At 59.0% G+C, this 25,242-nt stretch carries 22 protein-coding genes; 3 read left to right on the top strand and 19 right to left on the bottom strand.

The window, feature by feature from the left end:
- Window positions 1-20: 20 nt before the first annotated feature.
- The 9 genes from ACFP6B_RS08845 to hisS all read right to left on the bottom strand — a co-directional run bounded on the left by ACFP6B_RS08845 (window position 21) and on the right by hisS (window position 10,345).
- Window positions 21-491, bottom strand: a complete 471-nt coding sequence (locus ACFP6B_RS08845; RefSeq protein ID WP_377129323.1) for a peptide chain release factor 4 — start codon at window positions 489-491, stop codon at window positions 21-23.
- Window positions 492-917: a DUF948 domain-containing protein gene (locus tag ACFP6B_RS08840; protein WP_377129321.1), complete on the bottom strand. Its 426-nt coding sequence runs from the start codon at window positions 915-917 to the stop codon at window positions 492-494.
- 142 nt (window positions 918-1,059) lie between these two features.
- Window positions 1,060-1,692, bottom strand: a complete 633-nt coding sequence (rpsD, locus tag ACFP6B_RS08835) for a 30S ribosomal protein S4 (RefSeq protein ID WP_377129319.1) — start codon at window positions 1,690-1,692, stop codon at window positions 1,060-1,062.
- A gap of 674 nt (window positions 1,693-2,366) precedes the next feature.
- On the bottom strand, window positions 2,367-2,882 hold the full coding sequence (locus ACFP6B_RS08830) for a hypothetical protein (RefSeq protein ID WP_377129317.1): 516 nt from the start codon (window positions 2,880-2,882) through the stop codon (window positions 2,367-2,369).
- Between the two features lie 280 nt (window positions 2,883-3,162).
- On the bottom strand, window positions 3,163-4,299 hold the full coding sequence (locus tag ACFP6B_RS08825) for a hypothetical protein (RefSeq protein ID WP_377129315.1): 1,137 nt from the start codon (window positions 4,297-4,299) through the stop codon (window positions 3,163-3,165).
- A gap of 377 nt (window positions 4,300-4,676) precedes the next feature.
- A complete protein-coding gene (locus ACFP6B_RS08820; protein ID WP_377129313.1) occupies window positions 4,677-6,095 on the bottom strand; it encodes a replication-associated recombination protein A in 1,419 nt (472 codons plus the stop codon).
- 430 nt (window positions 6,096-6,525) lie between these two features.
- Complete coding sequence (locus tag ACFP6B_RS08815; RefSeq protein WP_237193854.1) at window positions 6,526-6,987, bottom strand: hypothetical protein; 462 nt, start codon at window positions 6,985-6,987, stop codon at window positions 6,526-6,528.
- A 124-nt stretch (window positions 6,988-7,111) separates the two neighbouring features.
- A complete protein-coding gene (aspS, locus tag ACFP6B_RS08810) occupies window positions 7,112-8,884 on the bottom strand; it encodes an aspartate--tRNA ligase (RefSeq protein WP_377129310.1) in 1,773 nt (590 codons plus the stop codon).
- Between the two features lie 108 nt (window positions 8,885-8,992).
- Complete coding sequence (gene hisS / locus ACFP6B_RS08805) at window positions 8,993-10,345, bottom strand: histidine--tRNA ligase (protein WP_377129308.1); 1,353 nt, start codon at window positions 10,343-10,345, stop codon at window positions 8,993-8,995.
- A gap of 302 nt (window positions 10,346-10,647) precedes the next feature.
- Between hisS and ACFP6B_RS08800 the strand changes: the two genes are divergently transcribed.
- The gene (locus tag ACFP6B_RS08800; protein WP_377129306.1) at window positions 10,648-11,937 is read left to right on the top strand and encodes a DUF349 domain-containing protein; all 1,290 of its coding nucleotides are present in this window, start codon (window positions 10,648-10,650) and stop codon (window positions 11,935-11,937) included.
- A gap of 160 nt (window positions 11,938-12,097) precedes the next feature.
- A complete protein-coding gene (locus ACFP6B_RS08795) occupies window positions 12,098-12,853 on the top strand; it encodes a hypothetical protein (RefSeq protein ID WP_377129304.1) in 756 nt (251 codons plus the stop codon).
- Here ACFP6B_RS08795 and ACFP6B_RS08790 read toward each other — a convergent pair.
- The 10 genes from ACFP6B_RS08790 to ACFP6B_RS08745 form a co-directional block, all read right to left on the bottom strand.
- Window positions 12,850-15,228, bottom strand: a complete 2,379-nt coding sequence (locus ACFP6B_RS08790; protein ID WP_377129302.1) for a RelA/SpoT family protein — start codon at window positions 15,226-15,228, stop codon at window positions 12,850-12,852. The genes ACFP6B_RS08795 and ACFP6B_RS08790 overlap by 4 nt on opposite strands.
- A 129-nt stretch (window positions 15,229-15,357) precedes the next feature.
- Complete coding sequence (gene secF / locus ACFP6B_RS08785; RefSeq protein ID WP_377129300.1) at window positions 15,358-16,434, bottom strand: protein translocase subunit SecF; 1,077 nt, start codon at window positions 16,432-16,434, stop codon at window positions 15,358-15,360.
- Window positions 16,427-18,172: a protein translocase subunit SecD gene (gene secD, locus ACFP6B_RS08780; protein WP_377129298.1), complete on the bottom strand. Its 1,746-nt coding sequence runs from the start codon at window positions 18,170-18,172 to the stop codon at window positions 16,427-16,429. The genes secF and secD overlap by 8 nt, the downstream gene beginning before the upstream one ends.
- A gap of 86 nt (window positions 18,173-18,258) precedes the next feature.
- Window positions 18,259-18,606, bottom strand: a complete 348-nt coding sequence (locus ACFP6B_RS08775; RefSeq protein WP_237206584.1) for a preprotein translocase subunit YajC — start codon at window positions 18,604-18,606, stop codon at window positions 18,259-18,261.
- A gap of 108 nt (window positions 18,607-18,714) precedes the next feature.
- Window positions 18,715-19,752, bottom strand: a complete 1,038-nt coding sequence (gene ruvB / locus ACFP6B_RS08770) for a Holliday junction branch migration DNA helicase RuvB (protein ID WP_185174666.1) — start codon at window positions 19,750-19,752, stop codon at window positions 18,715-18,717.
- 7 nt (window positions 19,753-19,759) lie between these two features.
- Window positions 19,760-20,377 (bottom strand): Holliday junction branch migration protein RuvA, encoded by a 618-nt coding sequence (gene ruvA / locus ACFP6B_RS08765; RefSeq protein WP_237193875.1) that lies wholly within the window; start codon window positions 20,375-20,377, stop codon window positions 19,760-19,762.
- A 191-nt stretch (window positions 20,378-20,568) separates the two neighbouring features.
- Complete coding sequence (gene ruvC, locus ACFP6B_RS08760) at window positions 20,569-21,240, bottom strand: crossover junction endodeoxyribonuclease RuvC (protein WP_237242213.1); 672 nt, start codon at window positions 21,238-21,240, stop codon at window positions 20,569-20,571.
- Between the two features lie 22 nt (window positions 21,241-21,262).
- The gene (locus tag ACFP6B_RS08755; protein ID WP_237199417.1) at window positions 21,263-22,021 is read right to left on the bottom strand and encodes a YebC/PmpR family DNA-binding transcriptional regulator; all 759 of its coding nucleotides are present in this window, start codon (window positions 22,019-22,021) and stop codon (window positions 21,263-21,265) included.
- 61 nt (window positions 22,022-22,082) lie between these two features.
- On the bottom strand, window positions 22,083-22,862 hold the full coding sequence (locus ACFP6B_RS08750; RefSeq protein WP_272878463.1) for a type 1 glutamine amidotransferase: 780 nt from the start codon (window positions 22,860-22,862) through the stop codon (window positions 22,083-22,085).
- Entirely contained in the window at window positions 22,862-24,169 is a 1,308-nt protein-coding gene (locus ACFP6B_RS08745; RefSeq protein WP_377129487.1) for a MurT ligase domain-containing protein, read from the bottom strand. The genes ACFP6B_RS08750 and ACFP6B_RS08745 overlap by 1 nt, the downstream gene beginning before the upstream one ends.
- Before the next feature lie 44 nt (window positions 24,170-24,213).
- On the opposite strand from ACFP6B_RS08745, the gene ACFP6B_RS08740 reads away from it, so the two are divergent.
- Entirely contained in the window at window positions 24,214-25,191 is a 978-nt protein-coding gene (locus tag ACFP6B_RS08740) for a hypothetical protein (RefSeq protein ID WP_377129294.1), read from the top strand.
- Window positions 25,192-25,242: the final 51 nt, after the last annotated feature.

The following is a 25,242-nucleotide window of genomic DNA, read 5'->3' as shown; positions in this document are numbered from 1 at the left end:
TAAATCTTGGGGTAGTTCGCTTATGCGAAGAAGTCTTTGCCGAGTTCGGCATCGCGTTCTAGGCGGCGCCTGATGTCGGCTTCTCGTTCTGCCAGACTTCCGGCCGGGGGCAGGGCAACAGATTCGATGAGCTGGTCGCCCGCTAGGTGCTGGGGCTCGCTCCCCTGCTGCCAGGTGTCGAGGGAGCCGGGGCGGGCGTCCTTTGTCTGGGTGTCGAAGCGGTCTTTGAGTTCTGCTTCTTTTTCGTCCATGCCCGCTTTGACGGTCGCGGCGAAGCCGATGGCTTTGAGGGCTGCGCCCTTGAAGGGGGCGCCGTATTTTGAGTCAAAGAATTGAGCCATGGTGCTACCTTCTGCTGTGAAGCGCTGCAGGGGACGATTCGCTGAGACTTCAAGGTCGGTGGACGCCGGTGCTGCGCTAGTGGAGCGGGTGGCTAGATAGCCTAGGGCGACTCCCCCTGCTATGAGGGTTAGGTTTTTAAGCAGTCCCATTTAGTGGCCTTCGGGTGAGGTGCCGGTGTAGCTCTGGCTTTCGGTTCGGGGTGCTGCCTGGTGTGAATTAGCTGGCGCACCGCCGTCCCCCTTAACAGCCTTGCGGATGCCGTGGGAGAAGGCCGCAACCTTAATCAGGGGCTGGCCTACGGTGGAGGTAACTAGAGATGAGAGGGCAGATACGTTAGCTGAGGCGTCCGAAACGTTGCTGGTGATGCTATCGACTTTTTCAATCTGGGCGTTAGTGCTGGCCACAGTTTTGGTGACTTCGCCGATCAGCGGGGTGGTCTCGTTGTTGAGGGACCGAATGGTTGTGGTGAGCTCGTCGAAGACTTTGCCGAGTTTGATGATGGGTAGGGCTAGCAGGGCTACCAGGATGGCGAATACGCCTGCGGCTATGAGGCCTGCGATGTCTGCTCCGCTCATGGCTTTCCTGCTTTCTGCCGAGTTACCCGGCTGTTAAAGGACACGATTTGATAACAATCTTACTTTACACGGCATTAAGGAGCCAGCCCGCTCCCCTGCTCCGCGTGGGTGCAGGTGGGCGGGCTGGCTGAGCTAGGCGTGATTAGGCCAGGCGTGAGTAGTATTCAACCACGAGCTGCTCTTCGCAGGTCACGGGGATTTCTTCACGCTTGGGTGAGCGCTCAAGCTTTGCGTGGAGCTTCTCGATTTCTACGTTCAGGTAGGCAGGGGTGTCGGGCAGGACGTCCTGGTGTGCGCCGGTGGCTGCAACCTGGAAGGGCGCCATCTTCTCACTCTTGGGGTGAACGTGAATGAGCTGGCCGGGCTTGACACGGAAGGAGGGGCGGTCAACGCGAATGCCGTCTACCATGATGTGGCGGTGGACGACCAGCTGACGGGCCTGTGCGATGGTGCGAGCGAAACCGGAGCGCAGGACGAGGGCGTCCAGGCGAGTTTCTAGAATCTCGACCAGGTTCTTACCGGTCTGGCCTTCGATGCGCTTTGCTTCGAGGTAGGCGCGGCGCATCTGTGCTTCACGAATGTTGTACTGTGCGCGCAGACGCTGCTTTTCACGCAGCTGTACGGCGTAGTTTGAGTCAGCCTTCTTGCGGCTACGGCCGTGCTGGCCGGGGCCGTAAGGACGGCGCTCTAGGTACTTTTCTGCCTTGGGGGTCAGGGCGATACCCAGGGCACGGGACTGACGCACGGTACGGCGGGTACGGTTGTGGTTTGCCACAGTTCGTATTCCTTTTCTTTAGCGGTTGGCAGGACTCGTAACGCATATACGGTGGTGTGCTGAGTTTTCCACGGGTGTGGTCTGCCATTTGTTCTGGTGGTCTGGCCTCCGGGCTGCCGCCCGCTCTGTGGGCGGTGGAGAGTAGAGAGCAGCCGCACTCTTGACTACTACGAGCTACCCAGGATGCTTCTTGTCTTCCTCTTATCCCGCGTCAGTGGCGCGGGATAAGGGTAGAGCACCCTTGTGGGCAGTCTGCCAGCCATCACCCAAGCATACAGGTATAGCCAGCCTGGCTCAAGCGCAATTTAATCACCCCCCGGTGACTTTTCCTCCAGAGGAAGCCTTGGCGATGTTGGCCTCTGGTTGCCCGTGAGCAAGGAAAGAGCGGGGGGTATCGCCCTCTATTCGTGCACGAGTACCTCAGCAACTTAAAGACAGCATTGCACCTTTGGCTGCACGCCAGGGTAAAAGAAGGAATCTAAAATTATGCGTTTGGCGGTTGCAGAATACGTCAAAGCTCATGCCGCATAGGGATTTAACCCGGCTTCAAGCTTGGATTAAAACCCGCACGGCATCACTGCGGAAACTGATAGAAGACAAGAGGCTCACCCCTAGAAGAAAGGGGGTGAGCCTCCACCTGTACTTAGAATGTCAAGAATCCAAGAAGAAGCTTCCTAGATACCCTGACCATAGTTGTTGTAAACGCTAGTATTGTTGGCAGGGTTGCTATCTACAGCCGTGTCGGGAATGTAATCGGTGGTGACAACAATCTTATTGCGCTTGGAGTGGTTCAGGTAGTGACCATGAGCCCAGTCAAGGCGAATCTGCTCACCTGGCCCAAGCTCTCCACGCAGAGTAACCATGAAGGTGTAAGCATTTACTCGAGCGATTTTGACCTTGGTCGACATAGGGGTAGTCAGGGTTAGCGAAGTATTCTTAACAGGAGCACCGCTCATGTCTTCAACGGTCACATAGAAACGAGTACCGCTAGGTAGATTTCCTGAAGCTGAACCTGCGTTGCCCAGATAAAGCTGACCGATGGTAGCTAGACCGGGAACGGGTGCAAAAGAAGTTGCGTTAGTGTAGACATCTACAGAAGTCGGAGCTACAGCCGCATCAGCAGGTGCTACGACGGCACCAGTTAGAGCAACAGCGCCAAGGGCCACTACAGACAGGGACTTTTTCATCATGGGAGTGAATCCAATCTCTAAAAGTGTTAAGTGATACTCGAGGACGTAAAGAGGGTAGATGTTGTGAACGAATTAGCTTACCCCGTCTCGAGAACTACTCAAGTCTAGCAATTTTTACTGTATTTCGAGAGCCAGTAGCTAACCCCACTTCTGGGGAAAAATTCCATATTAATAGGGACAAGCAACCAAGTTATAGAAAACACAAAGCGGGGAGGAAGCTAAAGCTTCCTCCCCGCCTAGGCGGTTCAATCTACGAGTCTATATAGAAAATCGAAGATTTTTACCAGATGCCGTCAGCATACATAAGCTGGTAACCCAATGTGGTATCCTGGCCGGCAGTGAGTCCAACCAGCTGACGGCCAAAGAAATTAATGGCGTTAGTCTGGGTAGAATCAAAGCCGGTACCTGCAGCACCTCTGATGGTACTTCGTTGTAGAGCACCGATTTCATGCGAGTAAACGAAGCCCTCGCCGGAATACGGAACGGTCTTGAGGTCACCGCTAGTATCGTGAGCCCAACCGGTGAACCCAATAGAAGCACCCGCAAAACGCTCAGGGCTATTCATCCAGATGACTGCACGCTTAGTGTAGGCAGTTAGCAGGCAAGCCTCATCAACAGTTGGGCCAACAGCGGCGCGGACTTCATCGAAGCTAGGAGGTAGGTAACCTAGGGGACGCACACCAACAGAGGTGTAAATCGTCCCACCAGCAGCAATGGCGGTACCGTCACGCCAGTGAGAGTTGATAAGGTTTACAGCATTACCCTTAGTAGCATCGGTACTCGGCTTGATAGCGTAAATCCAGGTCAGGTGGTTACCCTGAGGAACACCAGTTTCTTCCCCAAATTCGCCCGCGCCCAAATCATTGTAACGGCCATCGGCAGAGTAGACATTAATGTAAGAAGATGCATGCGAAACGTCTCGCTGGTTAAGGGCGTTGGGGTCGTCAACGTTAACAGCAAGCGGGGTGGCATCTGCTACACCGGTGCGAGTGTTCCATTTACCATGCGGGGGCCATTCTACGGGCATCCGAGCGCTATTAAACGAACCGGTGGTACCGCCAGAGAAAAGCTTATTGACAGCGACCGAAGTAGCAACGTTACGCTGAGCGAACTCAAAACCGAAGGGCAGACCAGCGGCATCGATTGCGCTACCGTTAGTTATCTCCACACGCAGGTTAGAAGTGTGCACTGCACCGTTACTACCTGCGTTGTTGGTAAACCAGTAGCGAATAGAGGTATTGGAGAGGTTGGGCAGGGCGGCCAGGCGAACCTGGAAAACCGCGTCAACCTGCGCGTCAATATCTGAGGGGCAGTTAGGTGACGCTGCATATGCAGGCACAGCTGCGGTTGCTACCACAGCAGGAGCTGCCCAAGCGGCACCCTTAGCCAGGGTACGGCGAGAAACATTGTGAGTCATGTATGTTTTCCTCATATAAGGGGTAAAAAGACGTGTTCCCAGCGCGGCAGCCTAGTGCAAACCACCTTTGAATGCTATGGAAACCAATACTCAAGTATAGCCAAGATGGCCAGCCAGCAAAAACTCAAAACCTGCCCCCGCACAAGAAAAAGACCTGGTCGCCCTAGAAAACATATATGGTTTCACCCCACTGCTCTCCCTACTGGACTCACATCACAGGAATAATTGCATGTCAAAGCCAAATTTAGAACCATAGTTCAACTAGCAGACATAAACCCGCAACCCCCTCTTTGGCCCACAAGCCCCACATTGCATGAGCTAAATCACTAAAAGACACGGCAGGTCATCAAAGAAAACCCTCACCGTCCCAAGCCCCGCTAGCCATTTTCAGCGGGCCTCCGTAAAAACTCCACCCGCTTGAGCCTCTCCCCTAACTCCCTCTCAGCCCCAAAAACAGTAGGCCGATAATAGACCCTGCCCACCAGCCCATCAGGAGCATACTGCTGACGAGCCACCCCGCTCTTCTCATCATGGGGATACAAATACCCCCTCCCATGCCCCAAGGCAGCCGCCCCAGGGTAATGACTATCGCGCACATGCAGCGGAACCGGCCCAGCCAAGCCAGCACGGACGTCCGCAAGCGCCCCATCAATAGCCCGATACACAGCATTAGACTTCGGAGCAGAAGCAAGATGAATAGTCGCCTGAGCCAAATTCAACCTAGCCTCAGGCAAACCCACCAGCTGAACAGCCTGAGCCGCACTCACAGCAACCGTCAAAGCAGTAGGATCAGCCATACCAATATCCTCACTAGCATGCACAATCAACCTACGGGCAATAAACCGAGGGTCCTCCCCAGCCTCAAGCATGCGGGCCAAATAATGCAAGGCAGCATCAACATCAGAACCCCGAATAGACTTAATAAAGGCGCTAATCACGTCATAATGCTGATCCCCCTGCTTGTCATAACGCACCGCAGACCGATTCACCGCCAAACTCACATGGTCAACCCGCACCGGCAGAGGGTCTTCACCCGAGTAGCCACGCCCTGCCTGCTCAGCCTCACCAAAAGCCACAGCAGCGGCGGCCTCCAGCGAAGTCAAGGCTTTCCGAGCATCACCATTGGCCATCTTGACCAGGTGCTCAACCGCCTCCCTTTGCAGATCAATCACACCGGCAAACCCCCGAGCGTCCGTTACCGCCCCTTGCAGTAACTCAGCAATATCCAGATCGGTCAGCCCCTGCAAAGTCAGCAGAAGAGAACGTGACAACAGCGGCGAAATCACCGAAAAAGAAGGGTTCTCGGTAGTTGCCGCCACCAAAACCACCCAACGATTCTCCACCCCCGGTAGCAGAGCGTCCTGCTGGGCCTTCGTAAAACGGTGAATCTCATCCAGAAAAAGCACGGTGGTGAGCCCACGAAAATCGCGGTCCTCAAGGGCCTGCTCCATGACGGCGCGTACGTCCTTCACCCCGGCAGTAATAGCAGAGAGCTCTACAAACTTGCGCCCGGCTCCCCCGGCAATCACATTCGCCAGGGTGGTCTTACCCGTGCCAGGCGGGCCCCACAGAATCACTGAGCTAGGCCCTGCCGGCCCGCCACCCTCACCCGCCAGCACCCGCAGGGGTGAACCCGGGCCAAGCAAATGCTTCTGCCCCACCACCTGATCCAGGGTACGAGGGCGCATACGCACCGCCAAAGGAGCCCGCTCCCGCCTGCGCGTTACCTGCTGGCTATCGGTATCACTAGCAGTAGGGGGCTGAGAATCATCAAAGAAGAAGAGAGAGGGTTCCACGGTGAGCTTGCCTTAGTAGGGAGTCGATGTCGAGTATGAGGTAGATACTAACAACTGCCTGTAGCAAGCCTACCAAGCGCTTACCTACCTCCGCCTGCTAGACCCCAGCCAGAAAAGACCATTTAAAGCAGAAATACCCACCTAGTTTCGTGGGTATTTCTGCTTTAACTGGTGCCTACCGGGAAGGGGCCGCGGGCACGGCCAGCAGGCTACTTAGCCTCTTCCTTCCGGCGAAGATTCTTAAAATGGGAACGAGGTTTTGCCAGATTAGCCTCAATCTCTGCAATAATTTTCAGTTGTTCTGCCACTTCTTGCTGTCGGCGGCTTTGAGACACATGTTGGACCTTACGGCCAACCCTATCAGTCGACTTTGGTGAATGGGTAACTACTATCGAAGTCATCAGGTGTACCCCTTTCTCAGTTAACTCAATTATCGTCGGTTGCGGCTGAATCTCCAAGACTTTCTAGATGATTCTTGTCTGGTTTCCTGTTCGAGCTCTTCCTTATAGGTCTTAACTATAGACTGAGCCAGCCTACTATCAGCAGGGTCCAGTTCAGGATCACGGGAAAGCTCTTCAAGCAGCTTTAGGGCGTAGACCTGCTCTACATGGCTTGTGCTCGAAAGGTGCTCAACTGTCCACTGCATCCTATCTTTGAAGTTTGACCTATTTGCTTCCTTGCGCCGATTCTCATTAGTCCTATAAGCAATCCATGCCGCAGTACCTGCAACAAAGACCGCGGCTACTCCACCCAAGTTCCGTAGTGAATCCCCTAAAACCGAGAACTCATACTCAGAAATAGAGAAATCCGGAACCAGACTCCATGCTAGAAACCAGCACACCATCCCACATACACACAATGCGCAGATTATTGCAACCACTTTTCTGCTCATACTTCCATGGTAAGAGGAAGGTAAGCATTTTTCACTCCCGGCTAGAAAAGACCAGAAAAACCAGAAATACCCACCTAGTTCGTGGGTATTTCTGGTTTAGATGGTACCTACCGGGAAAGAGCGCTTACTTCTCGCCGTCTTTCTTGGGCTTGAAGTCCACGCCGGCTTCCTTACGCTGCTGCGCGGTAATCGGCGCAGGGGCTGCGGTCAGCGGGTCATAGCCGCCACCGGTCTTGGGGAAGGCGATGACGTCGCGGATGGAATCGGTGCCGCCAATTAGCTGCAGCACGCGGTCCCAGCCGAATGCGATACCGCCCATGGGGGGCGCACCGAAGCTGAAGGCCTCCAGCAGGAAGCCGAACTTCTCGGCGGCCTCTTCCTCAGTAATGCCCATGACCTTGAAAACACGTTCCTGCACGTCGCGCTGGTGGATACGGATTGAACCGCCACCGATTTCGTTACCGTTGCAGACGATGTCGTAGGCGTAGGCCAGGGCCTCACCGGGGTTCTCGTCGAAGGAATCCAGGTACTCGGGCTTGGGTGAGGTGAAGGCGTGGTGCACTGCGGTCCAGGCTGAGTGGCCCAGGGCGACGTCGCCGGACGCGGTTGCATCAGCTGCTGACTCGAACATGGGGGCATCCACCACCCAGACGAAGGACCAGTCGCCGTCCTTAATCAGACCGGTGCGGTGACCAATCTCAACGCGGGCTGCACCCAGCAGGGCACGAGAGGCCTTGGCCTCACCGGCTGCGAAGAAGATGCAGTCGCCGGGCTTAGCGCCAGTAGCCTCAGCCAGGCCCTCGCGCTCAGCGTCGGTGATGTTCTTAGCAACGGGGCCGGTCAGCTCGCCGTCCTCCTGGATCAGCACGTAGGCAAGACCCTTAGCACCGCGCTGCTTGGCCCATTCCTGCCAGGCGTCCAGGGTGCGGCGGGCCTGGGAGGCGCCACCGGGCATCACTACGGCACCGACGTAGGGTGCCTTGAAGACGCGGAAGGTGGTGTCCTTGAAGTAGTCGGTCAGCTCGGTGAGTTCCAGGCCGAAGCGAAGGTCGGGCTTGTCAGAGCCGTACTTCTCCATGGCGTCCTTGTAGGTAATACGCTCGATGGGGCGGGGCACCTTGACGTCAATCAGGTTCCAGACGGCCTCAACGATACGCTCGCCCAGGTCGATGATGTCTTCCTGGTCAACGAAGGAAGCCTCGATATCCAGCTGGGTGAATTCGGGCTGACGGTCGGCGCGGAAGTCCTCGTCGCGGTAGCAGCGGGCAATCTGGTAGTACTTCTCGATACCGCCCACCTGCAGCAGCTGCTTGAAGAGCTGGGGTGACTGGGGCAGGGCATACCAGGAGCCGGGTGCCAGGCGTGCGGGCACCAGGAAGTCGCGGGCACCTTCGGGGGTGGAGCGGGTCAGGGTGGGGGTCTCAACCTCGGTGAAGTTCTGGCCGTGCAGCACCTCGCGGGCGGCGCGGTTTGCTTCTGAGCGCAGGCGCATCAGGCGGGCAGGCTCGGGGCGGCGCAGGTCGAGGTAGCGGTACTTGAGGCGGGCTTCTTCGCCCACTTCAACGTGCTCATCAATCTGGAAGGGCAGGGGCGCTGAGGTGTTGAGCACCTCGGTCTCCTTGACCATAACCTCGATGTCACCGGTGGTGAGGTTGGGGTTTTCGTTGCCCTCGGGGCGGCGGGTTACTTCGCCCACGACCTTGAGGACGTACTCGTTGCGCAGGTGCTCGAAGTCGGCTTCGTTGTGGAAGACGACCTGGGTGACGCCTTCGCGGTCACGCAGGTCAACGAAGGCCACGCCACCGTGGTCGCGACGGCGGGCTACCCAGCCAGAGAGGGTAACGGTTTCTCCGATGTTCTCGGCGGTTAGCTCGCCGAGGGTGTGAGTGCGTAGCACTGAGTTCCTTTCGATGGGGCACGGTACCGGGTGGCACTGTCTAAAGTTCAGTTTGCTCCCGATTTTACCGTGTTGTGGTGCGCCTGGCACCGGTTGGACGGGTGTGAATTAGGCGGTAGGGAGCACGCGCACGTGCAGGTCTTCGGCTGGCGGGGCCCAGGTGCCGGGGTCAGCAGCTACCTGCTCGCCAGTGCGGATGTCTTTTACCTCGTGGGTGAGTTCGCCATTCTCCCCCGCTGAGGTGAACCAGACGAAGGGGATGCCGCGCTTTTCGGCGTACTTGATCTGCTTACCGAACTTGGCGGCGGTGGCTGAGACCTCGCAGGCGATACCGCGGGCGCGCAGGGCGTCGGCGACGTCCTGGGCACCTGACCACATATCGTCGTTGGTGAGGGCAATCAGGACGGCGGTGGGCACCTTGCGGGTAGCTTCGGCAAACCCCTGAGACAGGATACGGGCAACCAGACGGGTTACACCGATCGAAAGGCCCACACCGGGGTAGGTCTTCTTGCCGTTGGAGGCCAGAGACTCGTAGCGGCCGCCGGAGCAGATAGAACCCAGCTGTTCGTGACCTACCAGCACGGTTTCGTAGACGGTGCCGGTGTAGTAGTCCAGACCGCGGGCGATGGAAAGGTCAGCTACTACCTTGCCAGGGGCGCGCTTAGCTGCCTCACCGATAACCTCGGTCAGTTCAGCTAGGCCCTCTTCGAGCAGGTCGTGGGTGACCCCCAGGGCGCGAACCTGGTCAGCAAAAGATGTATCTTCAGCGCGGATGCTAGCAAGCTTGAGGGCGGCAGCGGCCTGCTCATCGCTAGCGCCGACCTCTTCTTTCAGAAGCTGGGCGACGGCATCCGCGCCAATTTTTTCAAGCTTATCGATGTTGCGCAGCACCCCGGCGGTGTCGGTCAGGCCCAGGCCCAGGTAGAAGCCCTCAGAGAGCTTGCGGTTGTTCACCCGCAGCTTGAAGTCGGGAATGGGGAGCTTGGAGAGCGCATCAACGATGACCAGAGCCAGCTCGACATCGTAGCGGAAGGGCAGGGCACCATCGCCTACAACGTCCACGTCGGCCTGGGTAAACTCGCGGGCGCGGCCCTCCTGGGGGCGTTCACCGCGCCAGACCTTCTGAATCTGGTAGCGCATAAAGGGGAAGGAAAGGTAGCCGGCGTTCTCTACCACGTAACGGGCAAAGGGAACGGTTAGGTCAAAGTGCAGGGCCAGCTTTTCCTTCTTGCCGCCCCGGGCCTCGTCCGCATCATCCAGCAGACGGGAGACCGCGTAGACCTCTTTATCGATATCACCCTTACGCAACAGCTGCTCGATGGTTTCTACAGACCGGGTTTCAATCGACGAGAAGCCGTGAAGCTCAAAGGTCTCTCGCAGGGTATCGAGAACAAAATTCTCTACCAGGCGTTCCTCGGGCAGGTGCTCCGGAAAACCAGAAAGCGATTGTTTGCGAGCCATGTGCTCCCCTTTTATCGGTTGAAAACGGTTGAAGTAGGTAACGTGCCCTCGGGAAACAAGCGTTCTCACAGCAGAGCACAGTCCCTTTAATACTAGACCGTTGGCGCACCTGCCGGGTAATTGCCCCCGTGAAGCCCTTAAACACGCTATGCTGGTTACTGCGCCACCTGCGCCCGATAGATTATTGCCACCTCACACCCAGGACGGCAACCAGCCCTATCGATATGGCCCGGTCTGGTGCGCTTTTCATTACTTAAACGGGGGTTAGCTCCCCCACTACTGATGCGAAAAGAGTTATAGCGGTGACTACCCAATCCGACGACACCACCCTCAATGTAGATCTCGATAAGGCCCGCCAGTTTGGCCGCGTGGACGAGGACGGCCACGTTTTCGTTATCGTTGACGGTGAAGAATACGCCGTAGGCCAGGTACCCGGCGCATCTGCCGACGAAGCCCTCGCCTACTTCGCCCGTAAGTTTGAGAACTTTGAAGCCCAGGTTGCCCTGCTCGAAGAGCGCGTAGAGCGCAAGGCCAAGGCCGCTGACCTGCAGAAGGCAGCTGCCCATCTGGGCCAGCAGGTTGCTGTGCGCAACATGGTGGGCGACTACGCCGCCCTGCAGGAACGCCTGGTTGCCCTGGTTGGCAAAATCAATGAGCGTGAGGAAGCAGAGAAGACCGAGAGCGCCGAAGCTCGCCAGGCAGCCCTTGAAGCCCGTGAAGCTATCGTTTCTGAGGCTGAGGCTATCGTGGCTAAGGACGACTCCGCTATTCACTGGAAGAACTCCCACGCCCGCATGAACGAGCTCTTCGAAGAGTGGAAGAAGACCCAGAAGGAACACCACCTGGCCAAGAGCATCGAGGACGAGCTGTGGAAGCGTTTCCGCGCTGCCCGCACCAGCTTTGACCGCCGCCGCCGTGCTCACTTCTCCCAGCTCGATGAGGCTAACGCCAAGGCTAAGCGCGTCAAGGAAGCCCTGATTGCTGAGGCTGAGGCTCTGCAGAACTCCACCGACTGGGCTGCTACCGCAGCTAAGTACCGCGATCTGATGGATCAGTGGAAGGCAGCCCCCCGTGGAACCCGCAAGGAAGATGACGCCCTCTGGGCCCGCTTCCGCGCAGCCCAGGACGTCTTCTTCGATGCCCGCACCGCGGTGAACGCTGAGCTGGATAAGGAGTTCGAGGCCAACCTTCAGGCTAAGGAAGCCCTGCTGGAAGAGGCCCGCGGCATCCTGCCCGTTACCGATATCGCTGCGGCTAAGAAGGCTCTCGAGGGTATTCTGGACCGCTGGGAGGCCATCGGACGCGTGCCCCGCAACTCGGTGCGCCGCGTTGAGCAGGAACTGCGTAAGGTTCAGGACGAAATCCACCGCGCCGAAAACGCTAAGTGGCAGAAGACTGACCCCGCTAAGCAGGCTCGCGCTAACTCCATGCTGACCCAGCTGGAGGACGCCATCGCCGGTCTTGAAGCCGACCTGGCTAAGGCCGAGGCCAGCGGCAACGCCCAGAAGATCAAGAAGGCCCAGGAAGCCCTAGACGCCCGCAAGCAGTGGCTAGAGACCCTCAAGGCTTCTTCTGCTGAGTTTGGCGCCTAAGCCCCAGCCTTATCTGTGACGTCTTTGTGACGCGAAAATCCCCCGTCTACCGGCCGGTAGACGGGGGATTTTTGTGGATAAGTAATTTTAGGCGGGAAAGTTATCCACAGCCTGGCAACTTTTTATCGTGCACCCTGCGTTGATGTGCTAAAACGTAGGCATGGAACATCTCAACTCACTCGGTGCTCTCTCAGAGCTTCCCTTCCCCCTAGCCCCGGGAAGGCCCAGCCCCCACAACTCTCTGCAGGTGATCGCCCACGACAGCAGTTCTTTTCAGCCTGCCCGGGCAGAGCACAAACAGGCCGATTCGCGGGAATTACCGGCGCTCGTCCGCCTGTATAGCCAGCAGACCACGGGGCTCCCCGCAGCTCAGTGGCGGGCCTTCCTCAAGGAGCGCGGGCTAGTGCACTTTCATCACGGCATCTACCGGGAACCGGAGGACGAGCCCACCCCACTTATGCGGGCAGCCAGCCTGGGTTTACTTACCCCGGCAGGCTACCACCACCGGATTCGCTACTGCCGAACCACCGCAGCCTGGGTTCTGGGCTACCTGCCCGAGCTACCGGAGGGGCGCCTGCACGTTGATTACGATCGGGATAACCGCTTCAACTTGCCCCGCCCCTGCCGGGCGAACTTTGCAAGCCATCAGGCCCAGCTTCGCCCCTATGACACCATGACTATCGGGCCGATTCGTCTGACCACGCCGCTGAAAACCGCGCTGGACATCATTACCCACTCGGTCGATGAGAGCGACCTGGCTATCGTCAAAGACATCCTGCGCGATAGCCAGAACAGCGTTACTCCTGAGCTTCTGCTCCAGAGTGCCCGGGAGCAGATGAGCCTTAAAGCTACAGCCCTGCTCAGAGCCCAGCACTTGGCTCACCAGCTTGAGGCGGCAGAAATAGCCGGGGTCTAGTCCTGCTGGTTCATGAGCGGACGCGAGCCGGTCAGGCGGTAGGCATTATAGATACCGGGGACGTTGCGAATCTGGTTCAGCAGGTGCTCCATCATGAAGCGGTCAGAGAGCTCTACGGTGTAGCGGTTGACCACAAAACGTTCGTCGCTGGTGTGAACCTTGGCGTCCACGATATTGCAACCGGCCTCAGAAATAACCCGGATGGTGTCTGAGAGCAGGGCCTTACGGTCGATGCCCTCCACCTGGATCGAAACCCGGTAGACGGAGTTACCGTGCGATGCCCACTCCACCGCGGTCTGGCGGGGGTCGTCAGCCTGGCTCAGTACGTTGGGGCAGTCGGTACGGTGCACCGAGATACCCTGCAAGCGGGTGACGATGCCGACAATGTCGTCGGGCGGTACGGGGGTGCAGCAGCGGGCAATCTTAGTCAGAATACCCTCAGCGCCGGGTACCACCACACCGTTGTCATCGCCCACCGAGCGGCGGTTAGATACCAGGGAGGCGTCGAAGCTATCGAGTTCAACGGTCTGGTCGACGTCGTCCTCACCGTAGTAGAGGTTGACCAGGGAGGTAATGACGGCCTGGGTCTCCACCTCGTTCTCGCCCACAGCGTGGTAGAGGGTGGCCACATCGTGCTTGTGCAGGTCCTGGGCTACCTGCAGCATGAGCTCGGGGGTCATCATCTTGGTCAGGGGAAGCTCGTGCTGACGCATAGCCTTAACCACGCGCTCCTTGCCCCGGTTCATGGCCTCGATACGGCGGCCCTTGGCGTAGTGCTGGCGAATCTTGGTGCGCGCCTTGCTGGTGCGCACGAACTTGAGCCAGTCCTCACTCGGGGCGTGGTTCTCGTCCTTGGTTGTCTGAATCTCAACCGTTGAGGCGGTTTCGAGCTCGGTGTGCAGGGGCACCAGCTTGCCGTTGACCTTAGCGCCGATAGTGCGGTCCCCCACCTCAGTGTGGATAGCGTAGGCAAAGTCAACCGGGGTTGAGCCCACCGGTAGGCTAATGGGCTTACCCTGCGGAGTCAGCACCACAATCTCATCGGTCTCAAGCCGCTCAGACAGCTGCTGGTAGAACTGCTCAGACTCGGGGTTGGAGTTCGAAATCTCAGAAATCGACTGTAAAATACCGATGTTGAAGGCAGCGGTCTGGGTGCTAGGTTCCTTGGGTGAAAGGTCTACCTTTTCACCGCGGGAGGCAGCCTTGTACCGCCAGTGGGCAGCCACACCGTACTCAGCCTCTTCGTGCATCTTGTAGGTGCGGATCTGGATTTCCAGGGGCAGGCCGCCGGGCCCGTGCACCGTCATGTGCAGTGACTGGTAGTGGTTGTGCTTGGGCTGCTTGATGTAGTCCTTGAAGCGCCCAGGAACCGCCATCCACAGGGACATCACATGCCCCAGGGCGGTGTAGCAATCGTTCTCGTCCTCGACCATAATGCGCACGGCCAGAATATCGTTGATGTCGTCGAAGCTCTTACCCTTGGTCTTCATCTTCTGATGAATGGAGTAGTAGTGCTTGGGGCGGCCCGTTACAGTGGCCTCAATACCTACCTGGGCCAGGCGATCCTCAATCGTCACGCGGGCCTCGGCCAGGTACTTTTCGAGCTTAGGGGTAAGCTCGCCCACCATCCGCACAATCTCGGCGTAGATATCGGGGCTCATAGCGGCAAAGGAGAGGTCTTCCAGCTCCCACTTGATGGTGTTCAAACCCAGGCGGTGAGCCAGCGGGGCATAAATCTGCAGGGTCTCTTCGGCCTTACGTGCCGCAGAGGCACCGGAGACGAACCGCCAGGTACGGGCATTGTGTAGGCGGTCAGCCAGCTTGATGAGCAGCACGCGCACATCTTGCGACATCGAGATAACCAGCTTGCGAATTGTCTCGATGGGGGCGTTATCGCCGTAGCTGACCTTATCAAGCTTGGTGACGCCATCAACCAGGTAGGCCACCTCAGAGCCGAAATCAGCAGTGAGCTGCTCCTGGGTGTACTCGGTATCTTCGACCGTATCGTGCAGCAGACCAGCGACCAGCACGGGGCCGGTAGCACCTATCTCAGCCAGAATGGTCGTCACGGCTACCGGGTGGGTGATGTAGGGGTCCCCGCTCTTGCGCTTCTGCCCCCGGTGGTAGTGGTTCGCGACCTGGAAGGCCCGCTGCAGCACCTCAAGGTCTTCGTCGGGGTGGTACTTCTTGACGGTGCGAATCACCGGTGCCAGCACCGGAGAAAAACGGGGGGCAGGGCCCTCCTGCTGCTCCCGCCCAAATACCAGACGGGTCGGCACACGCCCCGAAGCAGACATGACCCGGTGCGACCCGCGAACCGGCCGCTTACCCTCTGCGCGAGAATCCTTCTGGCTGCTCTCTTCTGACCGGCTCATGCCCAATTCCCCCTCAAACTGAAATACTCGTGTGGGACTATCTTAGATTAATTCCACACTGCGCGTAATAAAAACGGGAGCGGACTGTATTCCGCTCCCGTTTCTAGGGTAAAAGGCCTAGCTCTTGGCCTACTTGCTATCGAGGTTAACCGAATGCACGGTGACCATCACCGGGGCATCCGGCTGCGCGACGGCGTCCTCGCGCTCTTCGGCCTCTTCTACCTGCCCCTGGCGGGCACGGCGGACGAGCTCGGTATGCTCACGCACGCCCCTCTCGCCCAGGCGCAGGGCAGCGTAGGCAGGAGCCGCCACAAAGAGAGTGCCCAGGGTACCGATGATGATACCGACGAAGAGGGCCAGGGAGAGGTCCTTGAGGGTACCTGCCCCCAGGAGCAGGGCGCCGATAAAGAGAATCGAGCCCACCGGCAAAATACCCACAATCGAGGTGTTGATAGAACGAACCAGGGTCTGGTTGACCGCTAAATTCACCTGCTCAGCGAAAGTGGTGTCGCGGCGCTTCTCTAGCCCCTCAGTGTTCTCACGAATCTTATCGAAGACCACCACGGTGTCATAAAGCGAGTAACTCAAGATGGTCAGGAAGCCAATGATGGCGCTGGGAGTAATCTCAAAGCCAATCAGGGCATAGAGGCCCACCGTGGTCACGATGGTGAACATCAGGCCAGCAATTGCTGAAACCGACATCTTCCAGGTACGGAAATAAAGGGCCATGCCAATCATGACTAGCAAGATAAACCAGGCCAGACCCACCAGAGCCTGCTGGGTAACCCCAGCACCCCAGGTGGGGCCCACGAAGGACGAGGTCACCTGGTCAGCGCTCACGCCGTAGGCCGACTGCAGGGCCTGACCCACAGCCAGAGTCTCATCGTCCGTCAGCTCACTCATCTGGGCCCGCACGGTACCCGCAGCGATATTAGTGACGCGCACGTCGGTAGCCTCGGGGGCGGCGTCCGCAATCGCCTGCTGGCCGATAGAAATATCCGTATCGGCCACCTGCGACACGGTGAACTCAGAACCACCGCGGAACTCAATACCCAGGTTGAAGCCACCGCGCACCACCGGCACCAGGGCCGCCAGCACAACCAGGGCCAGGGCAATCGTCAGCCACAAACGACGCTTAGGCACAAACCCAAACGACCGCTGACCAGAATGCAGTTCATTACCGAACTGAGCGAGTTTATTAGCCACGGCGGGCCTCCTCGGTAGTGGTGGAATCTGCGGCAGGCAGGGGCTCCGCATCAGCACTCCCCTGCGCCGCTTCGGCTTCAGCCGCCTCAGCGGCAAGGCGCTCGCGGCGCTTACGCTCAGCCAGGGAGAGGGATCCTTCGGCTTCCTCAGGGGTGCGGACGCGCCCCGCACCCCGGTAGAGCGGGGTGGAGCCGAGGGCTACCGGGTCCATGCCCGAGAAGCGGCCGCCGTTACGGAAGTAGTCCTTGCGGCCCAGCAGAACCATGAGCGGGTGAATGAAGAGGAAGGTAATAATCAGGTCTGAAACGGCGGTGAGACCCAGGGTGAAGGCAAAGCCGCGCACGTTACCAACCGAGGCGAAATAGAGCACTACAGCGGCCAGCAGGTTCACAGCCTTGGAGGCCATGATGGTGCGCTTGGCCCGCAGCCAACCGTGGTCAATAGCGGCAGGGATGGTGCGGCCGGCACGAATCTCATCGCGAATACGTTCAAAGTAAACGATAAAGGAGTCTGCCATCAGACCGATTGACACAATCAGACCGGCTACACCCGCCAGCGACAGGCGGTAGTTCATCAGGTGACCCAACAGCACAATCACCCCGTAGGAGAGCAGGCCAGCCACAATAATCGAGGTGATATTGACCAGGCCCACCAGGCGGTACTGGAAGAGGGAGTAGATAAACACCAGCAGCAGACCAATCAGACCGGCAATCAGACCCATCTTTAGCTGGTCAGCACCCAGGGTTGCAGAAATCTGCTGCTCTGACTGGATAGTGAAGCTAATGGGCAGGGCACCGTACTTGAGCTGCTCGGCCAGGTTGGCTGCCTCTTCTTCGGTAAAGTTACCGGTAATCTGAGGCTGGCCGTTGGTAATCACTGCCTGGGTAACGGGGGAAGAGAGCACCTGGCCGTCCAGCATAATGGCGAACCGGGCGCGGGGGTCGGACGCGTTGGTGCCGCGAATAGCGTTCAGGCGGGTGGTGACGTCCTTAAAGGTCTGGGTAGCAGCCTCGTTGAAGACGATGTTCACGCCCCACTGGCCGGTCGCGTAACCGGTTGAGCTAGCCACCTGGGAGTAGGAGGCTGTGTCGATATCGGTACCCTCAATTTCGATGGGGCCCAGGATGTACTTTTCACTTCCGTCTGAGGCACAGGCGACAATGGCGGAGTTGGGGTCCTGGTTAGAGGTATCCACGTTAGCGGGGACAGTGCAGTCCAGCTGCTCGTACTGGCGCCAGAGGTCGCCGGTAACCCAGTTGTAGTCCGACCCGTCGGTGGGTTCAGCGGTCGGTGAGGGCAGGGCGTCCTCGGCTGCTGCCGCGTCCGCTGCAACCGCTTGGGGGGCACCGGCGTTAATGACGGCGCGGAAGCTCATCTGCGCCGAGGTCTGAATCAGGTTACGGGTTTCGGAGCTCAAAGTGCCGGGTACAGAAACCACGACGTTCTGGCCCGACTGGGTGGTTACTTCTGCTTCCGCTACACCCGCGCCGTCAACGCGCTGACGGATAATTTCAACAGCCTGGTCGAGCTGCTCAGCGGTAATGGCCTCGCCCGAGGAGTCGTTGACCTCGGGTGACAGGATGAGCTGGGTACCTCCAGAGAGGTCTAGAGCCAGCTTGGGCAGCCAGCTGCCCCCGGAAAAGGTGGTGCCGAAGATTCCTCCGGCGAGTAAGAGCAGCACCAGGGCCATCGAGGCAAGTGCCCCTCTGGCTTTGGTGACGTTGGATGGTTGAGCCATCGGTGCCCCTTCAGGTGAGTGGGTTCGTGAAACGTGAAAAAGCGCGCCACCTCTGAATCTAGAGGTAGCGCACCCTAAGCTGTGGTTTAGTTTTTGGGATCGTCGGCGACTTCACCCTGGATGACAGGACGCTCGGCGTCGGCTACCGGTGCGGTAGCGGTGTCTTCCTCGATGCTGGTGACAGTCATAAGGTGAACCTTAGCCACGGTGCCCGGAGCGATTTCCAGGTGGGCGGTGTTGGCTTCCTTGTCGATAGAGACAACAGAGCCGTAGAGACCAAAGTTAGTCATGACCTGGGTGCCGGGCACCATGGCGTCCTGACGTTCCTTAATCTGCTGCTGGGCTTTCTTGGCGCGGCGGGCCGGTAGCACGATGAGCACCAGCATCATGATGCCCAGAAGTAGGAGCATAAACAGGGGTGAGCCTGACTGCACGAGAATCCCTCTTAACGTAGTTGGTGGGGGTGAACAAACTAAGTCCCCATTCTATGCCAAGTTCCTTGCAGTTGGCTGGTTACCCTCTGATATTACAGGGGCGGACGGCTAGGGCAGCTCGGGTGCCTCTAGCCCCAGGTGCTCCCAGGCAGCGGGTAGGGCAACTCGCCCACGGGGGGTTCGCCCGATCAGGCCCTCGCGTACCAGGTAGGGCTCGGCGACGGTCTCAACGGTTTCGGTCTCTTCGCCCACCGCAATAGCCAGGGTGGAGAGGCCCACCGGTCCCCCGCCGAACTTGGTAATCAGAGCTTCAAGCACCGCACGGTCTAGGCGGTCCAGGCCGCGCTCATCGACCTCGTACATGTTGAGGGCTGTTGCTGCCGCTGAGGCCTCGATACGGTCGATGCCGTTGACCAGAGCCCAGTCGCGCACGCGACGCAGCAGGCGGTTGGCGATTCGGGGTGTACCCCGGGACCGACCCGCAATCTCTGCAAAGCCCTCGGGGCTAATGTTGAGTTCCATCAGGCCAGCAGACCGGCGGATTACACTCTCTAGCTCGGTAACCGAGTAGAACTCCAGGTGGCCGGTAAAGCCGAAGCGGTCACGCAGGGGCCCGGGCAGCAGACCCGCGCGGGTGGTTGCCCCCACCAGGGTGAAGGGCGGCAGCTCCAGGGGAATAGAGGTTGCCCCGGCACCCTTGCCCACCACGATATCCACACGGAAGTCTTCCATGGCCATATAGAGCATCTCTTCAGCCGGGCGGCTCATACGGTGAATTTCATCAAGAAAGAGCACTTCGCCGGGGGTGAGCGACGAAAGAATCGCAGCCAGGTCACCCGAGTGCTGAATAGCCGGGCCGGAGGTGATACGCAGGGGGGCGTCCATTTCGGCAGCAATAATCATCGCCAGGGTAGTCTTACCCAGACCGGGAGGACCCGACAGGAGCACATGGTCGGCCGAGCGTCCGCGCATCTTCGATGCCTCAAGCACCAGCGACAGCTGCTGACGCACGCGCTGCTGCCCCACAAAGTCATCAAGAGACTTGGGGCGCAGGGCCGCCTCAATCATTTTTTCTTCTGGCTCTTCATCCATCGAAACCAGGCGCTGGCCGGGAATCTGGCCATCGGCGTGAGGGAACTGACTCATACTCTACCTATCGCCCCACCGTATTCTGGTTGCCCAGCGAAGCCAGCACCGCCCGTAGCGCTTCGGCAACGCCCATGGTTTCAGCCTTCGGGTTGTGCTCAATGAAGGACTCAATAGCGCTCACGGCGTCCCGCTCGTTCCAGCCCAGGCTGGTCAGGGCGTCCTGCACCTGGGGCTTCCAGCTCACACCCTGGTCGATAGGCAGCTGGTCGGTAGCGCCGTCCGCCAAAATCAGCTTGCCAGCAAGCTCAAGGACGATACGGCGCGCCCCCTTAGGGCCAATACCGGGAACCTTGGTGAAAGCCTTGTCATCACCGGTTGCCACAGCACGCTCAACCTCAGCCGGGGTATGCACACCCAACACTGCCAGGGCAATACGCGGGCCAATACCCGACACCGACAGCATCATGTCAAAGACCTCACGCTCGGCAGGCTCAGCAAAGCCGTAGAGGGTCATGGAGTCCTCACGCACAATCATGGTGGTCAGAACCGTAGCCTTCTCCCCCAGGCGCAGCTGCGAAGCTGTACGGGCATTGAGATGCACCAGCATGCCAAAACCGTTAACGTCGATAACAGCGGTCTCCAACCCCAGATGGGTCACGGTACCGGTCAGTGAGCTAATCATGAAACCAATTCTATTCGAATATATGTACTAATACAAGAGGTGGGTGGGGAGCTACTTCTGCCTGTCACATATGAGAAGCGGACTCACAGCGAAGCTGCTGGCTCGGGGCTGGCGTGAATCGCTTGTGAGCGCCAGCGAACCAGCGAGAGGGTCGGCAGCGAGCGTGAGTCCGCTGATCATTAGACCGCGATCTACCTTCTTGCCCTTGCCTCCGCCTCCATCCAGGCGCGCTGGGCGGGGGTGAGCTGCGCGTTGCGGCGCGCTGCCGCCGGGTTGGAGCCCTGGTGGGTCTGGGTGGTGGCTGCCATGTTGATGCCGGAGCCAATGCCACCGCCGCGCCAGCCGTGGCAGATAGCTAGGGCGAGGGCGTCCGCTGCGTCCGCCGGTTTGGGCATGGCGTCAAGCCTCAAAATGCGGGTGACCATGCGCCCCACCGATGCCTTGTCAGCGCGTCCTGAACCTGTCACAGCTGCCTTCACCTCTGAGGGCGTGTGGAAGTGTACCGGCACACCGCGCGCAGCGGCAGCCGCAATCACCACGCCGGAGGCATGGGCAGTACCAATCACGGTATTGACCTGCTCCTGGGCAAAAACTCGCTCAATCGCCAGGGCGTCGGGCTGGTAGGTGTCGAGCCATGCCTCGGCCGCGCGCAGAATCTTAAGGATACGGGCATCCAGACTCTCCGAAGCGGCGGTACCCGCTACTCCCACGTTGACGAAGTGGGCCTTGCGGTTGGCCGTCATATCGACCAAACCGAAACCGCACCTGGTGAGGCCCGGGTCGACCCCCAGAATGCGGGCAGCGCCCGGAACTCGCGGGGCGGGTTCCGGGCGCTGGTGTGAGGTGCCGTGAGCCGGGGCCACGCGCTCCTCCTTTCCCTGCTGATTATTCAGCTTCGAGCTCAGCCATAACGGCTTCGCTGATGTCTGCGTTGGAGTATACGTTCTGCACGTCGTCCAGTTCTTCGATGGCGTCGGCAAGCTTGAGGAACTTCTTAGCACCCTCAGCGTCCAGGTCTACCTGCATGGTGGGGCGGAAGACCGGGTCGTCGTTGTTGTACTCGAGTTCAGCCTCTTCCAGAGCCTTGCGGATGGCGGGCAGGTCGGTTGCCTCGGAGACAACGGTGAAAATCTCGCCATCGTCGATGACTTCTTCAGCACCGGCGTCGAGCACGGCCATGAGGACGTCGTCCTCGGTCAGCCCCTCGGTCTTAGCAACTTCGGCAACGCCCTTGCGCTCGAAGAGGAAGGCTACTGAACCGGAGTCTGCCATGGTGCCGCCATTGCGGGTAACGGCGGTACGAACCTCAGCGGCTGCACGGTTGCGGTTGTCGGTCAGACACTCGATGTAGAGGGCGGTACCCTGGGGGCCGCGAGCCTCGTACATGATTTCGGTGTAGTCAATGGCTTCACCGGTCAGACCAGCGCCGCGCTTGATAGCGCGCTCAACGTTGTCGTTGGGAACAGAGTTCTTCTTGGCCTTTGATACTGCGAGGTCGAGGGCGGGGTTACCTGCCGGGTCGGGGCCACCCATGCGAGCTGCAACTTCAATTGCCTTGATGTACTTTGCGAAGGCCTTGGCGCGCTTGGCGTCAATTGCTGCCTTCTTGTGCTTGGTTGTGGCCCATTTGGAGTGACCTGACATGATTCTCCTTATTCGTCTGGTGCGCCTGCACGCGGGCAGGCGCGATGTACCTCGTACTATTCTAGCGCGGACGGGCGGACGCTGAGGCCCGTGCCTTTTCCACAAGGGTGTCGTCGATGACGACGGGGGTGAACTCACCGTACTTCTTGATAGCAGCCTGCTTGATGAGGAAGTCCGAGATGGCCGGGTTCTTGGGCAGCAGGGAGCCGTGCAGGTAGGTTCCAATGACGTTGTGGACGCGGGCGCCCTCGCCGGAATCTTCCTTGTTGTTGCCCTCGCCCTTGGTGACGGTGGCCAGGGGCTTGGTATCTCCGGAGAGATAGGTGAGCCCCGAGTGGTTTTCGAACCCGATGATGGTGCCGAACTCTTCAGATTCCTCAACGATGTTGCCGATTAGGCGTTCTTCGCCGCCTACGGTTTTAGCGTCAAAAACGCGAATACCGTTGAGGGTGACGCCGCCTACGGTTTTGAACTCTCTACCGAAGAGCTGGTACAGACCGCAGATGACCAGCATGGGGGTGCCGTCTTCTGCCAGCATGCGCAGGGTTTCAGCGTTGGCGAGCAGGTCGTCCTGAATCACGGACTGGCCTGAATCCTGGCCGCCGCCGCCCACAAAGATATCGCCATCAAGCGGGAATTCATCACCGGGGTTGTAGTCAACGATTTCGGTGGTGAAACCGTGGGCCTGGGCCCGGCGGGAGAGCGACAGAGTGTTGCCCCAGTCCCCGTAGATGTTCATGTCTTTGGGGTAGAGCTGCACAATTTTGAGGCTCTTGTTGTTGCCGGTCTGGGTGATAATCTGCTCGCCCGCTTCGACCGGTGCGTTCTCAAAATCGCTCATTAGATTTCCTCCACATCGGTGATTTTGGCTAGTTCCTTACGGATGGCCAGCATGGCGGTGTAGGTGCAGAAGATGCGCATGGGGCGCCCCTCTGACTTGGCAATAAAGGTGGCGAGGGCTTCTTCGAGGTCCTCGTTGATGTTTTCTACATAAACATCGTCGTGCTGCAGGCGCAGGGCCATGTCGTAGGCGCGCACACCCGACACCATGGTGACGCCGCCCTGGGTCAGGGAGTGGAAGTCGACGTCCCAGAGCCAGGAAACGTCGCGGCCGTCGGCGTAGGCGTCGTTGATGGTGATCATGGTGGCGTAGTCCTTAGCGTCGGCGGATGCCAGCGCCAGACGGAACCCGCTGGGGTTCTTCACCAGAAGTAGCTGCAGGGTCTGGCCGTTAACGTTGAGGGTTTCACCGCGGCCAAAAGCCGGGGCGATATGCTCAAGTTCAGCCAGAAGTTTAGTCTCATTGAGGGCATCCCCCATGACTTCGCGCGTCAGGGCCATTGCCGCAGCGGCGTTAAAGATGTTGTAGACCCCGTAGAGGTTAATAGTGCCCGCTAATTCCTTACCGGCAACGTCGAAGGTGGCGGCGGTTCCCTTGAAGTCCTTGAGCAGGACGGACGCCGCCGGCAGCTCCGGTGCCAGAAGGCCGGCGTCCGCGCGCTCGGTACCCTCGGGGCTGGTGCGCAGATCGTCATCGGAGGGGAACAGGGCACGCAACTTCTCAGACAGGCCAAAGTAGCTCACCCGAGTGCCGGGCTGAATATTCTCAGCCAGAGAACGAATACGCGGGTCCTCGCGGTTGAGCACCACGGTGCCCGTCGTGGCACCGGCAACCGTAGCCAGCATACGGCGGGTCGTATCAATCTCACCGAAGCGATCTAGCTGATCACGCAGAACATTGAGCAGCAGCGCGTAGTTGGGCTTGACCTTGCGTACAAAGTGCACAGCGTGAGCCTCGTCCAGCTCAAGTACCGCGATGTCAGCGTCCAACTTACCCGCCAGGTTCATCTCACCCAGCAGAGCAGCAGCTACGCCCCGCACGAAGTTCGACCCGGTGCGGTTGGTAAAGACCTTCAGGCCCTGGGCTTCTAGCAGCTGCACCACCATCTTGGTGGTGGTCGTCTTACCGTTCGTACCCGAAACAACGACGACACCGCGCGGCAGCTTAGCCAGCTCCTCCGCCACAAAATTAGGGTGCAACTTCTCCATGACCAAGCCCGGGAAGGCAGAGCCGCCCCCGCGCAACTTGGTCGCATAACGAATGCCTTGGCCAACAAGGCGAACAACAGGTCGTGACATGGTGACTATCTTACCGGGTTTGTGTATGCTTCGAACCTGTAATGACTACTTCCATGAACCAGCTTGTACCCTTCCCCGAATTTATCTGGCGTGACATCACCTGGCGCGACAGGGCCCCCTACCTTAAAGTTGAGCCTCTTCTTGACAGTCAACCTAGCGGTGAGATTGAAACTATAGCCATCACCCCGGGCAGCTTCCTCGGTCTTAGCGCCCTCCCGGCGGACGTCCGCGGCGCCGGCACCTACTGCAGCGGTTACTCACGGGCCAACGTCGGTAGCGTTGGCTTTCACCTGGAGCCCTGCCCCACCCACACCATCATCACCAAGGGCAAGCAGTGCGACTCCTGTTTCGCCCGCGACGAATTCGCGCCTATTCACCGCATCCACCTGGGTTCTCGAATGAACGAGGCAGCCCTAGCCTACGTCAATCTCGAACACTACCTCTACATCGCAACCTTCCCCGACGGTACTTCCAAGGTCGGCACCGCTTCCCTGCACTCCAACCCCCGCCGTCTCGACGACCAGGCCGTCGCCGCAGCTACTTTCGTTGCCCGGGCAGACACCGGCATCATCGTGCGCCAGCTCGAAGACCTGGTCTCGCAAGAAGCCAACCTCACCCAGTTCAAACGGGCCTCCACCAAATACAAGGCCTGGGTCGACCCCGCCAGCACCGAGCGCCTCAAATCTGAACACTACATGGCCGTAGAAAACGCCACCTGGGCGCTCGAAGACGCCCACGACACCATCGACGGTTTCGATATCACCGCAGACCGCTGGGTGCCGTCCGTCGCGATGAGCCGAGCCTACGCGTCCTTACGGGCAGAAAACCCCGAGCCGCTCACCGCCTACCCCACCCTCACCGAAGGCACCCACGGCTTCTACATCACCGGTGGAACCGGGAAGTTCCTCACCGCCCACTTCGGCGACCCCGACCAGACCTTCCTCATCAACACCGCAGAACTCTCCAACAGAACCTGCCGCCAGCACGGGGAACTCACTCCCCCGGCGTCCGTGCAGGAATTGCTGTTCTAGGAGGTCAGTAGGTAAGCCAATAAGCCCGCTGGCTCGGGGCTGGCGTGAATG

It is taken from the genome of Rothia nasimurium (assembly GCF_042660305.1).
GTDB lineage: Bacteria > Actinomycetota > Actinomycetes > Actinomycetales > Micrococcaceae > Rothia > Rothia nasimurium.
The sequence above is the reverse complement of the archived record's forward strand: the minus strand, read 5'-3'. Positions and strand labels throughout refer to the sequence as shown.